This window comes from Streptomyces sp. Sge12 (assembly GCF_002080455.1).
GTDB lineage: Bacteria > Actinomycetota > Actinomycetes > Streptomycetales > Streptomycetaceae > Streptomyces.
The window spans coordinates 5345395-5359099 of sequence record NZ_CP020555.1 but is presented as its reverse complement, the minus strand read 5'-3'; the positions used below and the strand labels follow the sequence as shown (position 1 = coordinate 5359099).

At 72.6% G+C, this 13705-nt stretch carries 11 protein-coding genes; 6 read left to right on the top strand and 5 right to left on the bottom strand.

The genetic code is table 11. The features are described from left to right. Positions 1-3: 3 nt before the first annotated feature. From B6R96_RS23935 to B6R96_RS23925, 3 genes are all read left to right on the top strand, one after another. Positions 4-1737: an ABC transporter ATP-binding protein gene (locus B6R96_RS23935; RefSeq protein ID WP_030384585.1), complete on the top strand. Its 1734-nt coding sequence runs from the start codon at positions 4-6 to the stop codon at positions 1735-1737. Beyond that, complete coding sequence (locus B6R96_RS23930; protein ID WP_030384586.1) at positions 1734-3656, top strand: ABC transporter ATP-binding protein; 1923 nt, start codon at positions 1734-1736, stop codon at positions 3654-3656. The genes B6R96_RS23935 and B6R96_RS23930 overlap by 4 nt, the downstream gene beginning before the upstream one ends. Before the next feature lie 130 nt (positions 3657-3786). Beyond that, complete coding sequence (locus B6R96_RS23925; RefSeq protein WP_030384587.1) at positions 3787-4302, top strand: GNAT family N-acetyltransferase; 516 nt, start codon at positions 3787-3789, stop codon at positions 4300-4302. 80 nt (positions 4303-4382) lie between these two features. On the opposite strand, the gene B6R96_RS23920 is transcribed toward B6R96_RS23925, so the two are convergent. From B6R96_RS23920 to B6R96_RS23900, 5 genes are all read right to left on the bottom strand, one after another. Then, complete coding sequence (locus B6R96_RS23920) at positions 4383-5603, bottom strand: RNA polymerase sigma factor (RefSeq protein WP_237291502.1); 1221 nt, start codon at positions 5601-5603, stop codon at positions 4383-4385. Between the two features lie 102 nt (positions 5604-5705). Then, positions 5706-7781, bottom strand: coding sequence for a molybdopterin oxidoreductase family protein (locus B6R96_RS23915; RefSeq protein ID WP_081523595.1), 2076 nt, complete (start codon positions 7779-7781; stop codon positions 5706-5708). Between the two features lie 45 nt (positions 7782-7826). Further along, complete coding sequence (locus B6R96_RS37735) at positions 7827-8312, bottom strand: hypothetical protein (protein ID WP_203351649.1); 486 nt, start codon at positions 8310-8312, stop codon at positions 7827-7829. A gap of 80 nt (positions 8313-8392) precedes the next feature. Next, positions 8393-9205 (bottom strand): glucose 1-dehydrogenase, encoded by an 813-nt coding sequence (locus B6R96_RS23905; protein WP_081523594.1) that lies wholly within the window; start codon positions 9203-9205, stop codon positions 8393-8395. A gap of 28 nt (positions 9206-9233) precedes the next feature. Then, complete coding sequence (locus tag B6R96_RS23900) at positions 9234-9941, bottom strand: SanA/YdcF family protein (protein ID WP_030384592.1); 708 nt, start codon at positions 9939-9941, stop codon at positions 9234-9236. Positions 9942-10246: 305 nt separating this feature from the next. Here B6R96_RS23900 and B6R96_RS38660 point away from each other — a divergent pair, with 305 nt between their 5' ends. The 3 genes from B6R96_RS38660 to B6R96_RS23885 all read left to right on the top strand — a co-directional run bounded on the left by B6R96_RS38660 (position 10247) and on the right by B6R96_RS23885 (position 13702). Then, positions 10247-10972, top strand: a complete 726-nt coding sequence (locus tag B6R96_RS38660; protein ID WP_107475572.1) for a sirohydrochlorin chelatase — start codon at positions 10247-10249, stop codon at positions 10970-10972. Between the two features lie 36 nt (positions 10973-11008). After that, positions 11009-12334, top strand: a complete 1326-nt coding sequence (locus tag B6R96_RS23890) for a deoxyguanosinetriphosphate triphosphohydrolase (RefSeq protein ID WP_030384593.1) — start codon at positions 11009-11011, stop codon at positions 12332-12334. A gap of 93 nt (positions 12335-12427) precedes the next feature. Then, positions 12428-13702, top strand: a complete 1275-nt coding sequence (locus B6R96_RS23885) for an NAD(P)/FAD-dependent oxidoreductase (protein ID WP_081523593.1) — start codon at positions 12428-12430, stop codon at positions 13700-13702. Positions 13703-13705 lie beyond the last annotated feature (3 nt).

Here is a 13705-nt window from a genome sequence, read left to right as displayed (position 1 = left end):
CGCGTGCTCATACGACTTCTGCGGACGCATCTGCGTCCGTACCGCAAACCCATCGCGGTGCTGGTCCTGCTGCAGCTGCTGCAGACCAGTGCGAGCCTCTACCTGCCCACCCTCAACGCCGACATCATTGACAACGGTGTCGTCAACGGTGACACCGGCTACATCCTGCGCTTCGGCGCGCTGATGCTCGGCGTCTCCCTCGTCCAGCTCGTCTGCAACGTGGGAGCCGTCTACTACGGGGCCCGTACCGCCGCCGCCTTCGGCCGGGACGTCCGCGCCGCCGTCTTCGACCGCGTGCAGAGCTTCTCGGCGCGGGAGCTCGGCCAGTTCGGCGCGCCCTCGCTGATCACCCGTACGACGAACGACGTCCAGCAGGTCCAGATGCTGGTGCTGATGACCTTCACGCTGATGGTCTCGGCCCCCATCATGTGCGTCGGCGGCATCGCCATGGCGCTCTCGCTCGACGTGAAGCTGTCGGGCGTCCTGCTCGCGGTGGTCCCCGTGCTCGGGATCTCGGTCGGCGCCATCGTCTTCAGGACGCGGCCGCTGTTCCGCCAGATGCAGGCGCGCCTGGACACCGTGAACCGGGTCCTGCGCGAGCAGATCACCGGCAACCGGGTGATCCGCGCCTTCGTCCGCGACGACTACGAGAAGGACCGCTTCCGCGAGGCCAACGCCGACCTGACCGGCGTCTCGCTGGCCGCCGGCAAGCTGCTGGCGTACATGTTCCCCACCGTCATCGTGGTCGTGAACATCTCCAGCGTCGCCGTGATCTGGTTCGGGGCGATGCGCGTCGACAGCGGCGGCATGGAGATCGGCCAGCTGACGGCCTTCCTCGCCTACCTGATGCAGATCGTGATGGCCGTGATGATGGCCACCTTCATGTTCATGATGGTGCCGCGCGCCGAGGTCTGCGGCGAGCGCATCCAGGAGGTCCTGGACACCGAGTCCAGCGTGGTCCCGCCCAAGGACCCGGTGCGCGAACTCGCCCGCCGCGGGCGTCTGGAGCTGCGCGGCGCCGACTTCCGCTACCCGGGCGCCGAGGCGCCGGTGCTGCGCGGGGTGGACCTGGTGGCCCGACCCGGCGAAACCACGGCGGTCATCGGCTCCACCGGCAGCGGCAAGTCCACACTGCTGGGCCTGGTCCCGCGGTTGTTCGACGCGACCGGCGGCGAGGTGCTCGTCGACGGCGAGGACGTCCGCGCGCTCGATCCGGAGCTGCTGGCCAAGACGGTCGGCATGGTGCCGCAGAAGCCGTACCTGTTCTCCGGGACCATCGCCTCCAACCTGCGCTACGGGCGCCCCGACGCGAGTGACGAGGAGCTCTGGCAGGCGCTGGAGGTGGCCCAGGCCAAGGAGTTCGTCTCCGCGCTGGAGGGTGGCCTGGAGGCCCCCGTCGCCCAGGGCGGAACGAATGTCTCCGGCGGCCAGCGCCAGCGTCTGGCCATCGCCCGCACGCTCGTGCAGCGCCCGGAGATCTACCTCTTCGACGACTCCTTCTCCGCCCTGGACTACGCGACGGACGCGGCGCTGCGCGCGGCGCTGTCCCGCGAGACCGAGGAGGCGACCGTGGTCATCGTGGCCCAGCGGGTCTCCACGATCCGCGACGCCGACCGGATCATCGTCCTGGACGAGGGCCAGGTCGTGGGCGAGGGACGCCACCACGAGCTGATGGCCGGCAACGAGACCTACCGGGAGATCGTGCTCTCCCAGCTGACGGAGGCGGAGGCCGCATGAGCGGGCCCGGAGGACGGATGATGATGGGGCCGGCCCAGCGGTCCATGGACTTCAAGGGCTCGGGGAAGCGGCTGCTGCGGCAGCTCGCGTACGACCGGGCCAAGATCTGGGGCATGGTCGCGGCCGTCGTCGGCAGTGTCGGCTGCGCGGTGGTCGGCCCGAAGATCCTCGGTGAGGCCACCGACCTGGTGTTCGCGGGGATCGTCGGCCGGGAGATGCCGGCCGGGACCACCAAGCAGCAGGCGCTGGACGGGCTGCGCGCCCGGGGCCAGGACGGTATGGCGGACATGCTCGCCGGTACCGACTTCACCCCGGGGCAGGGCATCGACTTCGGCGCCGTCGGCGTCGTGGCGATCTGGGCGCTGGTGGTCTTCACCCTGGCCGGCCTGCTGATGCTGGTCGCGACGCGGCTGTCGAACCACGTCATGAACGGCACCGTCTACCGGATGCGCGAGGAGCTCCAGGCGAAGCTGTCGCGGCTGCCGCTGTCGTACTTCGACCAGCAGAAGCGCGGCGAGGTGCTGAGCCGGGCCACGAACGACATCGACAACATCGGCCAGACGCTCCAGCAGACGATGGGCCAGCTGCTGAACTCGCTGCTGACGATCGTCGGCGTGCTCGTGATGATGTTCTGGATCTCGCCGCTGCTGGCGCTGGTCGCGCTGGCGACCGTACCGCTGTCGGTGTTCGTCGCGGCGAAGATCGGCAAGAAGTCGCAGCCGCAGTTCGTGGCGCAGTGGAAGTCGACGGGTGCGCTCAACGCCCACATCGAGGAGATGTACTCGGGGCACAACCTGGTCAAGGTCTTCGGTCGGCAGAAGGAGTCCGCGGCCGTCTTCGCCGAGCAGAACGAGGCGCTGTACCGGGCCTCCTTCAAGGCGCAGCTGGTCAGCGGCATCATGCAGCCGGTGATGTTCTTCATCTCGAACATCAACTACGTGCTGATAGCCGTGGTCGGCGGGCTCCGGGTCGCGTCCGGCACGCTGTCGATCGGTGACGTGCAGGCCTTCATCCAGTACTCGCGGCAGTTCTCGATGCCGCTGACGCAGGTCGCCTCGATGGCGAACCTCGTGCAGTCCGGTGTCGCCTCCGCGGAGCGGGTCTACGAGCTGCTGGACGCGGCGGAGCAGGAGCCGGACGCCGAGGTTCCGGAGCGTCCGGAGGAGCTGCGCGGTCAGGTCACCTTCGACAAGGTGGCCTTCCGCTACGAGCCGGACAAGCCGCTGATCGACAACCTCTCGCTCACGGTGGAGCCGGGCCACACGGTCGCGATCGTCGGCCCGACCGGCGCCGGCAAGACCACGCTGGTCAATCTACTGATGCGGTTCTACGAGGTCACGGGCGGGGAGATCGCCCTCGACGGGGTGGACATCGCGAAGATGACCCGCGAGGAACTACGCGGCGGCATCGGCATGGTGCTCCAGGACACCTGGCTGTTCGGCGGCACCATCGCCGAGAACATCGCCTACGGTGCTTCGCGCGAGGTCACGCGCGCCGAGATCGAGGAGGCGGCGCGGGCCGCCCACGCCGACCGGTTCATCCGCACCCTGCCGGACGGCTACGACACCGTGCTGGACGACGAGGGCGCGGGCGTCAGCGCGGGCGAGAAGCAGCTGATCACCATCGCCCGGGCGTTCCTGTCGGACCCGGTGATCCTGGTGCTCGACGAGGCGACGAGCTCGGTGGACACCCGTACCGAGGTGCTGATCCAGAAGGCGATGGCGCGCCTCGCGCGCGGCCGTACCTCCTTCGTGATCGCGCACCGGCTGTCCACGATCCGCGACGCGGACGTGATCCTTGTGATGGAGAGCGGCTCGATCGTGGAACAGGGCACGCACGAGGAGCTCCTGGCCTCGGACGGTGCGTACGCCCGGCTGTACGCGGCGCAGTTCGCGCAGGCGGTGGCCGAGGTCGACTAGGCCGTTCCCTTTCGCGCACGGCACGGCACGGCGCGCAGCACGGCGCGGGGGCGCTCGGGTACGGGGACGTACGCGGGCGCCCCGACGGCCCCGGGGATCCGCGGCGCGCCGGCGTCGTTAGCATGACGCCATGGCATCGGACGTGGTGATCCGCCCTGCTCGGGCGGAGGATGAACGCGAGATATCGGAGCTGCTCCGCTCGGCCTGGTCGCGCGTGAGCGAACCCGGCCCCGAGCGCCCGGCCGACGCGGCCGTCTTCGACGAGCGGCACCCCGTGGAGAACTTCCTCGTCGCGGAACGCGGGCGCAGGATCGTGGGGTACATCGCCCACGCCCCGGCCAGCCCCCTCGAATCCAACCGGCACGTCCGGCACGTCCAGGGACTGGCGGTCCTCGGATCCGCCCGCGGCAGCGGGATCGGCCAGGCCCTCGTGGAGGCGGTCTGCGCCGCCGCCCGGGCCGGTGGTGCCCGCCGCATGACCCTGCGCGTGCTCGGCCACAACCGGCCGGCGCGCCGGCTCTATCTGCGATGCGGTTTCACGGTGGTCGGTGTGCTGCCCGAGGAGTTCCTGCTCGACGGGGCCTATGTCGACGACGTCTGGATGAGCCGGAGCCTGTCCGGCCCCCACGAGCCCGCGCAGCCGTAACCACAGCCGGGGCCGGGGCGGTTCCGACCGGGCGGGGGCGCCTGGCGGGGCGCCCCCTATTCCGTCGGTCCGTCGGTCCGTCAGTCCAGGTAGCCGCGGAGCTGGTCGGCGAAGGCGTGGTCGCGGAGTTTGTTGAGGGTCTTGGACTCGATCTGGCGGATCCGCTCGCGCGTCACGCCGAAGATCCGGCCGATCTCCTCCAGGGTGCGGGGCCGCCCGTCGGCGAGCCCGTACCGCAGCTGCACGACCTTGCGCTCGCGCTCGCCGAGGGTCGACAGCACCGCTTCCAGGTGCTCGCGCAGCAGGAAGAAGGCGGCCGACTCCACGGGCGAGGCCGCGTCCCCGTCCTCGATGAGGTCGCCGAGCGCGACGTCGTCCTCCTCGCCCACCGGGGCGTGCAGGGAGACCGGCTCCTGGGCGAGGCGGAGCACCTCCAGGACCCGCTCGGGGGTCAACTCCAGGTGGACCGCCACCTCTTCGGCCGTGGGCTCGTACCCGCGCTCCTGGAGCATGCGGCGCTGCACCCGCACGACCCGGTTGATCAACTCGACCACGTGGACGGGTACGCGGATGGTCCGGGCCTGGTCGGCGAGGGCCCGGGACATCGCCTGCCTGATCCACCAGGTCGCGTAGGTGGAGAACTTGTACCCGCGGGCGTAGTCGAACTTCTCGACGGCCCGGATCAGCCCGAGGTTCCCCTCCTGCACGAGGTCGAGCATGGTGAGCCCGCGGCCCACGTACCGCTTGGCGACGGAGACGACGAGCCGCAGGTTCGACTCGATGAGACGGCGCTTGGCCATCCGCCCCATGACGACGAGCTTGTCGAGGTCGAGGGCGAGTTGGGAGTCGAGGTCGGGGGTGTTGCCGAGTTTCTCCTCGGCGAACAGGCCGGCTTCGACGCGGCGCGCGAGGTCCACTTCCTCGGCGGCGGTGAGCAGCGGGATCCTGCCTATCTCGCGGAGGTACTGCCGGAAAAGATCGGCGGACGGACCCGCTCCGCCTCCACTGTCGCTGTTGCTGCGCCTGCGCTGCACGGGCACCGGCTCGATGAGTTCCAGTACCTCGGGCTCTTCGTCCACGGCCTTGGCCTCCGAGGACTCGCTCACGTTCACGGTCAGGGTCCGGGTCTGCACGGGGGCGACCTCCAGGGCTCCGAGGACGGGGGCACCGCACCTCAGTGTGGGGTACGACACATCGCGGCCACGAGGGGCGTGCGAGCACTTTCTGAGTCCGGTGCGTGACCGGATGGTTACCCCCCGGCGAGAACCCCGATGCCGCTCGGACGCATGTCCGAGCGGCATCGACCCCGATGAGCCCGTGGAACCGGTCGGCCGGCAGACCCCGAACTGCCCCCGGGAGCCGCCGGCGGAGGCCGTCCGGGCTCCTGGGCCGCCTCTTTCGACCTAGGCAGGCTCGACGCGGACCGCGCAGACCTTGAACTCCGGCATCCGGGACACCGGGTCGAGCGCCGGGTTGGTCAGGGAGTTGGCGCGGCCCTCGCCCGGCCAGTGGAAGGGCATGAACACGGTGTCCGCCCGGATGGTGTCGGTGATGCGGGCGGGGGCCACCGCGCGGCCCCGGCGGGAGGTCACGGCGAGGGGGCTGCCGTCGACCGCGCCGATCCGGGCGGCCAGCCGCGGGTGCAGTTCCACGAAGGGGCCGGGGGCGGCCGCGTTGAGCTCGTCCACCCGGCGGGTCTGGGCCCCGGACTGGTACTGGGCGACCACCCGGCCGGTGGTGAGCAGCAGCGGGTAGTCCGCGTCGGGGACCTCGGCGGCGTCCCGGTGGGAGACGGGGACGAAGCGGGCCCGGCCGTCGTCGGTGGCGAAGCCGTCCAGGAAGAGCCGCTCGGTCCCCGCGGAGCCTTCGGGGCAGGGCCAGAAGACGCCCTGCTCGGCCTCGATACGGGCGTAGCTGATGCCCGAGTAGTCCGCCGGGCCGCCGGCCGAGGCGCGCCGCAGTTCTTCGAAGACCTCCTCCGGTTCGGTGGGGAAGCCCTTCTCGACGCCCAGGCGGCCGGCGAGCCCGTGCAGGACGTCGAGGTCGCTGCGGACCCCCGGCGGCGGGGTGAGGGCCCGGCGGCGGAGCAGGACGCGGCCCTCCAGGTTGGTGGTGGTGCCGGTCTCCTCCGCCCACTGGGTGACCGGCAGGACCACGTCCGCGAGGGCCGCCGTCTCGGAGAGGACGACGTCGGCGACCGCCAGGAAGTCCAGGGAGCGGATGCGCTCCTCGATGTGGGCGGCGCGGGGGGCCGAGACCACCGGGTTCGAGCCCATCAGGAGCAGGGCCTTCACGTCCGTGCCGAGGGCGTCGAGGAGTTCGTAGGCGCTGCGGCCCGGGCCGGGGAGGCTGTCGGGGTCGACGCCCCAGACCTCGCCGACGTGGGCGCGGGCCGCCGGGTCGGTGAGCTTGCGGTAGCCGGGGAGCTGGTCGGCCTTCTGTCCGTGCTCGCGGCCGCCCTGGCCGTTGCCCTGCCCGGTGAGGCAGCCGTAGCCGGAGAGCGGGCGGCCGGCCCGGCCGGTGGCGAGGCACAGGTTGATCCAGGCGCCGACGGTGTCGGTGCCCTTGGACTGCTGCTCGGGGCCGCGGGCGGTGAGGACCATGGCGGATTCCGGGGCGCAGAACAGGGCCACGGCCTCGCGGAGCCTGGGGACGGGTACCCCGGTGATGCGTTCCACCAGTTCCGGCCAGTGGGCCATCGCGGCGGCCCGGGCCTGCTCCCAGCCGGTGGTGCGGGCGGCGATGAACTCCTCGTCGGTGCGGTCCTGGGCGACGACCAGGTGGAGCAGGCCGAGGGCGAGGGCGAGGTCGGTGCCGGGGCGCGGGGCGAGGTGCAGGTCGGCCTGTTCGGCGGTGCGGGTGCGGCGCGGGTCGATGACGATCAGGGTTCCGCCGTTCGCCCTGAGCTCGGTGAGGTAGCGCAGGGCGGGCGGCATGGTCTCGGCCAGGTTCGAGCCGACGAGGATCACGCAGCCGGTGCGCGGGATGTCCTCCAGCGGGAAGGGCAGCCCGCGGTCGAGTCCGAAGGCCCGCTGGTGGGCGGCGGCGGCCGAGGACATGCAGAAACGGCCGTTGTAGTCGATCTGCGAGGTGCGCAGGGCGACCCGGGCGAACTTGCCGAGCGCGTAGGCCTTCTCGTTGGTGAGCCCGCCGCCGCCGAAGACGCCGACGACGTCCCGCCCGTACGAGCGGCCCGTGCGGGCGAGGCCCTCGGCGACGGCGTCGAGGGCCTCCTCCCAGGTGGCCGGTTCCAGCCGCCCGGCGTGGGTGCGGACGAGCGGCTCGGTCAGGCGGACCCGGGAGGAGAGCACGGCGGGCGCGGTACGGCCCTTGCCGCACAGCGCGCCCCGGTTGACGGGGAAGTCGGCCCGCTCCTCCACGGTCACGGTGGCGCCGCCCGGTTCGGGGCGGAGCCGCATTCCGCACTGCAGGGCGCAGTACGGGCAGTGCGTGTCGGTGGCGGAGTCGGAGGTGCGCATGGCCCCAGCGTGCGCCGCCGGTGTTACACGGGCCGCCGCCCCGCGTTACGGCCCTGGGTGCTCCCCCTCAGCGCCGACCGCCGGCCCCGGTGAGGCCCCGGCCTCGGCGGCGGCCCGGGCCGGGGTGAGGGACGGGGCGAGGGCGGGGGCGGGGGCGGGGGCGAGGGCCGCGGTGAGGGCCGGCCGCAGCTCGGGCCGGTCGAGGACCTCCACGAACATGATCCGCCCGTGGACGACGTCGAGGATCAGGTAGCCGCGGTCCGCGAAGAGCGGCACGTTGCGGTGGCCCGGCCCGTACGGCCCGGTCGGGCGGCGTTCGGTGTAGAAGCTCTGGCAGAAGTCGTCGCCGCAACCGCAATCCGCGATGATGCGCAGGTCGTGGGCGCAGATGGCGAGTTCGCGCTCGCCCTCCTCCTCCAGCAGCCGCACGAGTTCGGCCGCGAGGGCGGGGAGGGCGTCGCGTACGAGGGGTGCGGCGCGAGCCCGGTCCAGCTCCTGCTCCTGCTCCCGGTCCCGGTCTTCCTGATCCACAGGCGGGACCGTAGCCCGGTGCCCCGCCGACGGCACCCGATTAAGCGGCGGCCGGAGCGGGGACGGGGCGCCGGGGGCGGTCAGCGGCCCGTCAGGTGCTTCGCTGTCAGGCCGGCCGTCCAGCCGCCGTCGACGGCGAGTTCGGCGCCCGTCATGTACCCGGCGGCGTCCGAGAGGAGGAAGGCGACCGCCGCCGCGATCTCCTCGGGTACGCCGACGCGGCCCAGCGGGGCGCCGGGGTAGTTGCCCGCGCCCTCCTGGATGCCGATCGGGGCGGTCATCGGGGTCAGCGTCATGCCGGGGTGCACGGAGTTGACGCGGATCCCCGCCTCGGCGAGCTCCACCGCGCCGATCTTCGACAGGCCGCGCACGCCCCACTTGGAGGCCCCGTACCCGGCGGTGAGCGCGAGGCCGGTCAGGCCGGCGGCGGAGGAGATGTTGACGATGGACCCGCCGCCGTTCGCGCGCAGCAGCGGGATCGCGGACTTGATGCCGATGAACACGCCGACCAGGTTGATCTCGACGACCCGGCGGAAGTGCTCGACGCTCTCGTGTTCCAGGAACTCGCCGGTGGATATGCCCGCGTTGTTCACCAGGCCGTCGATGCGGCCGAACGCGGCGACCGCGTGCTCCAGGGCCGTCCGCCAGTCGGCCTCGCTCGTCACGTCGTGCCGCACGAAGCGCGCCGCGTCCCCGAGCTTCGCGGCCGTCCCGGCGCCCTCCGCCTCCAGCACGTCGGTGATCAGTACCCGGCCGCCGCCGTCCACGACGGCCTGCGCGGCGGCGGCGCCGAGGCCGCGGGCTCCACCGGTGATGACGACGACCTTGCCGCTCAGATCCACAACAGCCACGGTTCCACACCCCTGACGCTCTCGTACGGGACTGACCGGCATATGACTAATCGGCATATCCGGCGGGGCGTCAGTCTGTCAGAGCGGCCAGGGCCCGTGACACCCCCTCCTCCTTCGGCCCCAGGAAGTGCGGGGCGGGCTTGAAGGTCGCGTCCAGCGCCGCCTTGCCCGCCGCGAAGACCTCGCGGGTCTCGCCGTAGTACCAGGTGGCGTCGTGCACGTCGGCCACCCCGACGCCGTACGAGTCCAGGCCCGCCGCCTGGCACAGGGCGACGGCCCGGCGGATGTGGAAGCCCTGGGTGACCAGCACGGCCCGCTCCACACCGAAGATCTCCTTGGCCCGTACGCAGGAGTCCCAGGTGTCGAAGCCCGCGTAGTCGCTGACGATCCGCTCGTCCGGCACCCCGTGCGCGGTCAGGTACGTACGCATCGCGTCGGGTTCGTCGTACTCCGTGCGGCTGTTGTCCCCGGTGACGAGGACGACCTTGACCTTGCCGGTGCGGTACAGCTCGGCGGCGGCGTCGAGCCGGTCGGCCAGGTAGGGCGTGGGCCGGCCCCGCCACAGGCCCGCGCCGAACACCACGGCCACCTCGGCCGCGGGTGCGTCCGCCGTGGTCCGCAGCCGGTCGGCGGCCACCGCGTGCATCCACGCCGAGGGCAGCAGCGCCAGCACGCAGCCCGCCATGACGGCCTGCACCGCCAGCCGCCGGGTCCGTACGGCGCGCAGCGCCGCCACCGCCCGGCTCCAGTCGATTCTCGGCAGGCGCGGTCGGCGCATCATCCATCCCCTGGTATCTCGGCGGTCCACTGCTCCGCTGGTCAGGACGCGTACGGGCGCCGCGCGGTTCGCCCGGCCCCCGGATCGACAACCGGGCCGGCCGCCCTGTGAGCACCCGGCAAACACCCGTCATCCCCGCGCAACGCACCGGCAATCTCCGGCGCGCAGGATCGATTCATGACGGAGCCGGTGCACCCTCCCGAATTTCCCGCCCTCCCCTTCGACAGTACGGCCGAGCTGCTCGGCCGCATCACCCTCCAGCTGGGCACCCAGCTCAGCGGCCTGCGCCGACCCGGAGTCCGCCCATGCAGCCCACCCTCGTCGCCGTGGCCCACGGCAGCCGTGACCCGCGCGCCCTGCACACCGCCCGCGCCCTCCTCGAACGGGTCCGCGAGCTCCGTCCGCGCCTCGACGTCCGGCTCGGCCACATCGAGCTGAACGAGCCGCTGCTCGACGACACCCTGAGCGGGCTGTCCGGTTCGGCGGTGCTCGTTCCGCTGCTGCTCGGCCGCGGGTACCACGTCAAGCGTGACCTCCCGGCGGCCGCCGCCCGGGCCGGCCACCTGCTCACCCGTGTCGCCACCCCGCTGGGCCCGCACCCCCTGCTCGTCGAGGCCCTGTACGAACGGCTCCTGGAGACGGGCTGGACCCCGGCCCCCGGTGCGGCCGTCGTGCTCGCCGCCGCCGGTTCCCGCGACCCCGACGCGGCGGCCGACACCCGCCGCACCGCCGCCCTGCTCTCCGAGCGCCTCGGCGGCGTCCCGGTGACCCCCGCCTACGCCTCCGCCGCCGCGCCGAGCGCCCCCGACGCGGTCCGGGCCCTCGTCGCGCGCGGTCACCACCGGATCGCCGTGGCCTCGTACTTCGCCGCTCCCGGCCGCTTCGCCGCGCAGACCGCCGCGGCCGCGCCGGACTGCGCCGCCGCCCCGCTGGGCGACCATCCGGCCCTGGCCCGCCTGTTGCTGCACCGCTACGACGAGGCCCTCGCCCGCCCCCTGGACCGGGCACGGCCGGAACTGCTCTCCGCCTGATCCCGATATGTCAGAGGTTCCGGTTATCGTCTGGTCATGGAAGGCACCACGCACGCCCTCACCGACGACCACCACGGCCTCTACGACGCGGCCGACACCGAACGCTGGGCCACCGAACCCGACAAACGGCCCGGCCGGACCGCCTTCCAGCGCGACCGCGCCCGCGTACTGCACTCCGCCGCGCTGCGCCGGCTCGCCGGGAAGACCCAGGTGGTCACCCCGGGCAGCCGTTCGTACGACTGGGACGCGAGCCCCCGTACGCGCCTGACCCACTCGCTGGAGTGCGCCCAGGTCGGGCGCGAACTCGGCGCGGCGCTCGGCTGCGACCCCGACCTCGTCGAAGCCGCCTGCCTCTCCCACGACATGGGCCACCCGCCCTTCGGCCACAACGGCGAGGAGGCGCTCAACGAGTTCGCCAAGGACTGCGGGGGCTTCGAGGGCAACGCCCAGTCGCTGCGCCTGCTGACCCGCCTGGAGCCCAAGCGCTTCGTGCCCGATCCGGCGAGCGGGGAACTCGTCAGCGTCGGCCTCAACCTCACCCGGGCCTGCCTCGACGCCGCCACCAAGTACCCGTGGGCGCGCGGGGACCACCCCACCGATCCCGCCTCGGTGAAGTTCGGCGCGTACGAGGACGACCTGCCGGTCTTCGAGTGGCTGCGCCGCGGCGCGCCCGCCGACCGCAAGTGCTTCGAGGCGCAGGTCATGGACTGGGCCGACGACGTCGCGTACTCCGTCCACGACTTCGAGGACGGTCTGCACGCCGGCCACCTCGACCCCAACCTCCTCTTCGCGGAGCCCGAGCGCACGGCGATCTGGCAGGTCGCCATCGGCCGGTACGTCCCCGCCGACACCGCGCCCGAGGAGTTGCGGGCCGCCCTCGACCGGCTGATGGAGGAGGAGTGGTGGCCGCACGGGTACGACGGTTCGGCCGTCGCCCAGGCTCGGCTGAAGGACGCCACGAGCCAGCTGATCGGCCGGTTCTGCCTGGCCGCCGAGGGGGCCACCCGGGAGGCGTACGGATCGGGCCGCCTGACCCGGTACGGCGCCGAGCTGGTGGTCCCCCGCGAGGCGCGCAACGAGTGCGCGGTGCTCAAGGCGGTCGCCGACCTGTACGTCATGCAGCGTGACGAGCAGGAACGGATCCGCGCCGACCAGCGCATCGTCCTGGCCGAACTGGCGGAGGCGCTCAGCGCCCGCGCGCCCGAGGGACTGGACCCGCAGTTCCGGGCGATCTTCGACGCGGCCCCGGACGACCGGGCCAGGAAAAGGGCGGTCATCGACCAGATCGCGTGCCTCACGGACGCATCCGCCCGTTCCCTTCACGCACGCCTCACCCGGCGCGGCCGACGCGCCGAAAGGTGAGCTGATCGAGCCACTCCCCCTTCACGCGGCAGGCTCGGTGCGGGACGCTCGCATGTGCTCGCATGTGGCGGAGAGGTTATGAGGAGGCATCAGGTGGTCGACGCACACCGGACGTTCGTCATCGTCGGCGCAGGGCTCGCCGGAGCCAAGGCGGCCGAAACGCTGAGGTCCGAGGGGTTCACGGGGCGGGTGATCCTGATCGGCGACGAGCGCGACCATCCGTACGAACGCCCCCCGCTGTCCAAGGGCTACCTGACGGGCAAGGAGGACCGGGAGAGCGTCTTCGTCCACGAGCCCTCCTGGTACGCGGCCGCCGACGTCGAGCTGCACCTCGGCCAGCCGGCGGTGCACCTCGACCGGGAGGCCAAAAAGGTGCTCCTCGGCGACGGCACCGTCCTGCACTACGACAAGCTGCTGCTGGCCACCGGCGCCGAGCCGCGCCGGCTGGACATCCCCGGCACCGGCCTGGTCGGGGTGCACCACCTGCGGCGCCTCGCGCACGCGGAGCGGCTCAAGGGCGTCCTGGCCGGTCTCGGCCGGGACAACGGGCACCTGCTGATCGCGGGCGCCGGGTGGATCGGCCTGGAGGTGGCGGCCGCGGCCCGCGGCTACGGCGCGGAGGTCACCGTCGTCGAGCCGGAGGCGACGCCGCTGCACGCGGTGCTCGGCCCGGAGATCGGCCGGCTCTTCGCGGACCTGCACGCCGATCACGGGGTGCGGTTCCACTTCGGGGCGCGGCTGACCGAGATCGTCGGCCACGACGGCATGGTGCTGGCCGCCCGTACGGACGACGGGGACGAGCACCCGGCGCACGCGGTGCTCGCCGCCATCGGGGCCGCCCCTCGGACCGCGCTCGCCGAGACCGCCGGGCTCGCCCTGGTCGACCGGGAGCACGGCGGCGGGATCGCCGTGGACTCGTCCCTGCGCACCTCCGACCCGGACGTGTACGCGGTCGGGGACGTGGCCGCCGCGCACCACCCGATGCTCGGCACCCGGCTGCGGGTGGAGCACTGGGCCAACGCGCTGAACGGCGGCCCGGCCGCCGCGCGGGCGATGCTGGGGCAGGAGGCCGGCTTCGACCGGGTGCCGTACTTCTTCTCGGACCAGTACGACGTGGGGATGGAGTACTCGGGGTACGCGCCGCCCGGCGGCTACGACCAGGTGCTGATCCGCGGGGACGTGGGCAAGCGGGAGTTCATCGCGTTCTGGCTGTCGGAGGGGCGGGTGCTGGCCGGAATGAATGTGAATGTCTGGGACGTCACCGAGCACGTCCAGGCTCTGATCAGGTCAAAGGCCCCGGTCAACCGCGAGGCACTGGCGGACCCGTCCGTTCCGCTCGATGCCCTGGTGCGGTCCCAGGGGGCCTGACGG

What these genes read in the sequence shown, in the direction of transcription:
- B6R96_RS23930 (WP_030384586.1), top strand. Translation starts at nt 1,734, where the DNA reads ATGAGCGGGCCCGGAGGACGGATGATGATGGGGCCGGCCCAGCGGTCC.
- B6R96_RS23925 (WP_030384587.1), top strand. Translation starts at nt 3,787, where the DNA reads ATGGCATCGGACGTGGTGATCCGCCCTGCTCGGGCGGAGGATGAACGC.
- B6R96_RS23920 (WP_237291502.1), bottom strand. Translation starts at nt 5,603, where the DNA reads ATGCCGCTCGGACATGCGTCCGAGCGGCATCGGGGTTCTCGCCGGGGG.
- B6R96_RS23915 (WP_081523595.1), bottom strand. Translation starts at nt 7,781, where the DNA reads ATGCGCACCTCCGACTCCGCCACCGACACGCACTGCCCGTACTGCGCC.
- B6R96_RS23905 (WP_081523594.1), bottom strand. Translation starts at nt 9,205, where the DNA reads ATGCCGGTCAGTCCCGTACGAGAGCGTCAGGGGTGTGGAACCGTGGCT.
- B6R96_RS23900 (WP_030384592.1), bottom strand. Translation starts at nt 9,941, where the DNA reads ATGCGCCGACCGCGCCTGCCGAGAATCGACTGGAGCCGGGCGGTGGCG.
- B6R96_RS38660 (WP_107475572.1), top strand. Translation starts at nt 10,247, where the DNA reads ATGCAGCCCACCCTCGTCGCCGTGGCCCACGGCAGCCGTGACCCGCGC.
- B6R96_RS23890 (WP_030384593.1), top strand. Translation starts at nt 11,009, where the DNA reads ATGGAAGGCACCACGCACGCCCTCACCGACGACCACCACGGCCTCTAC.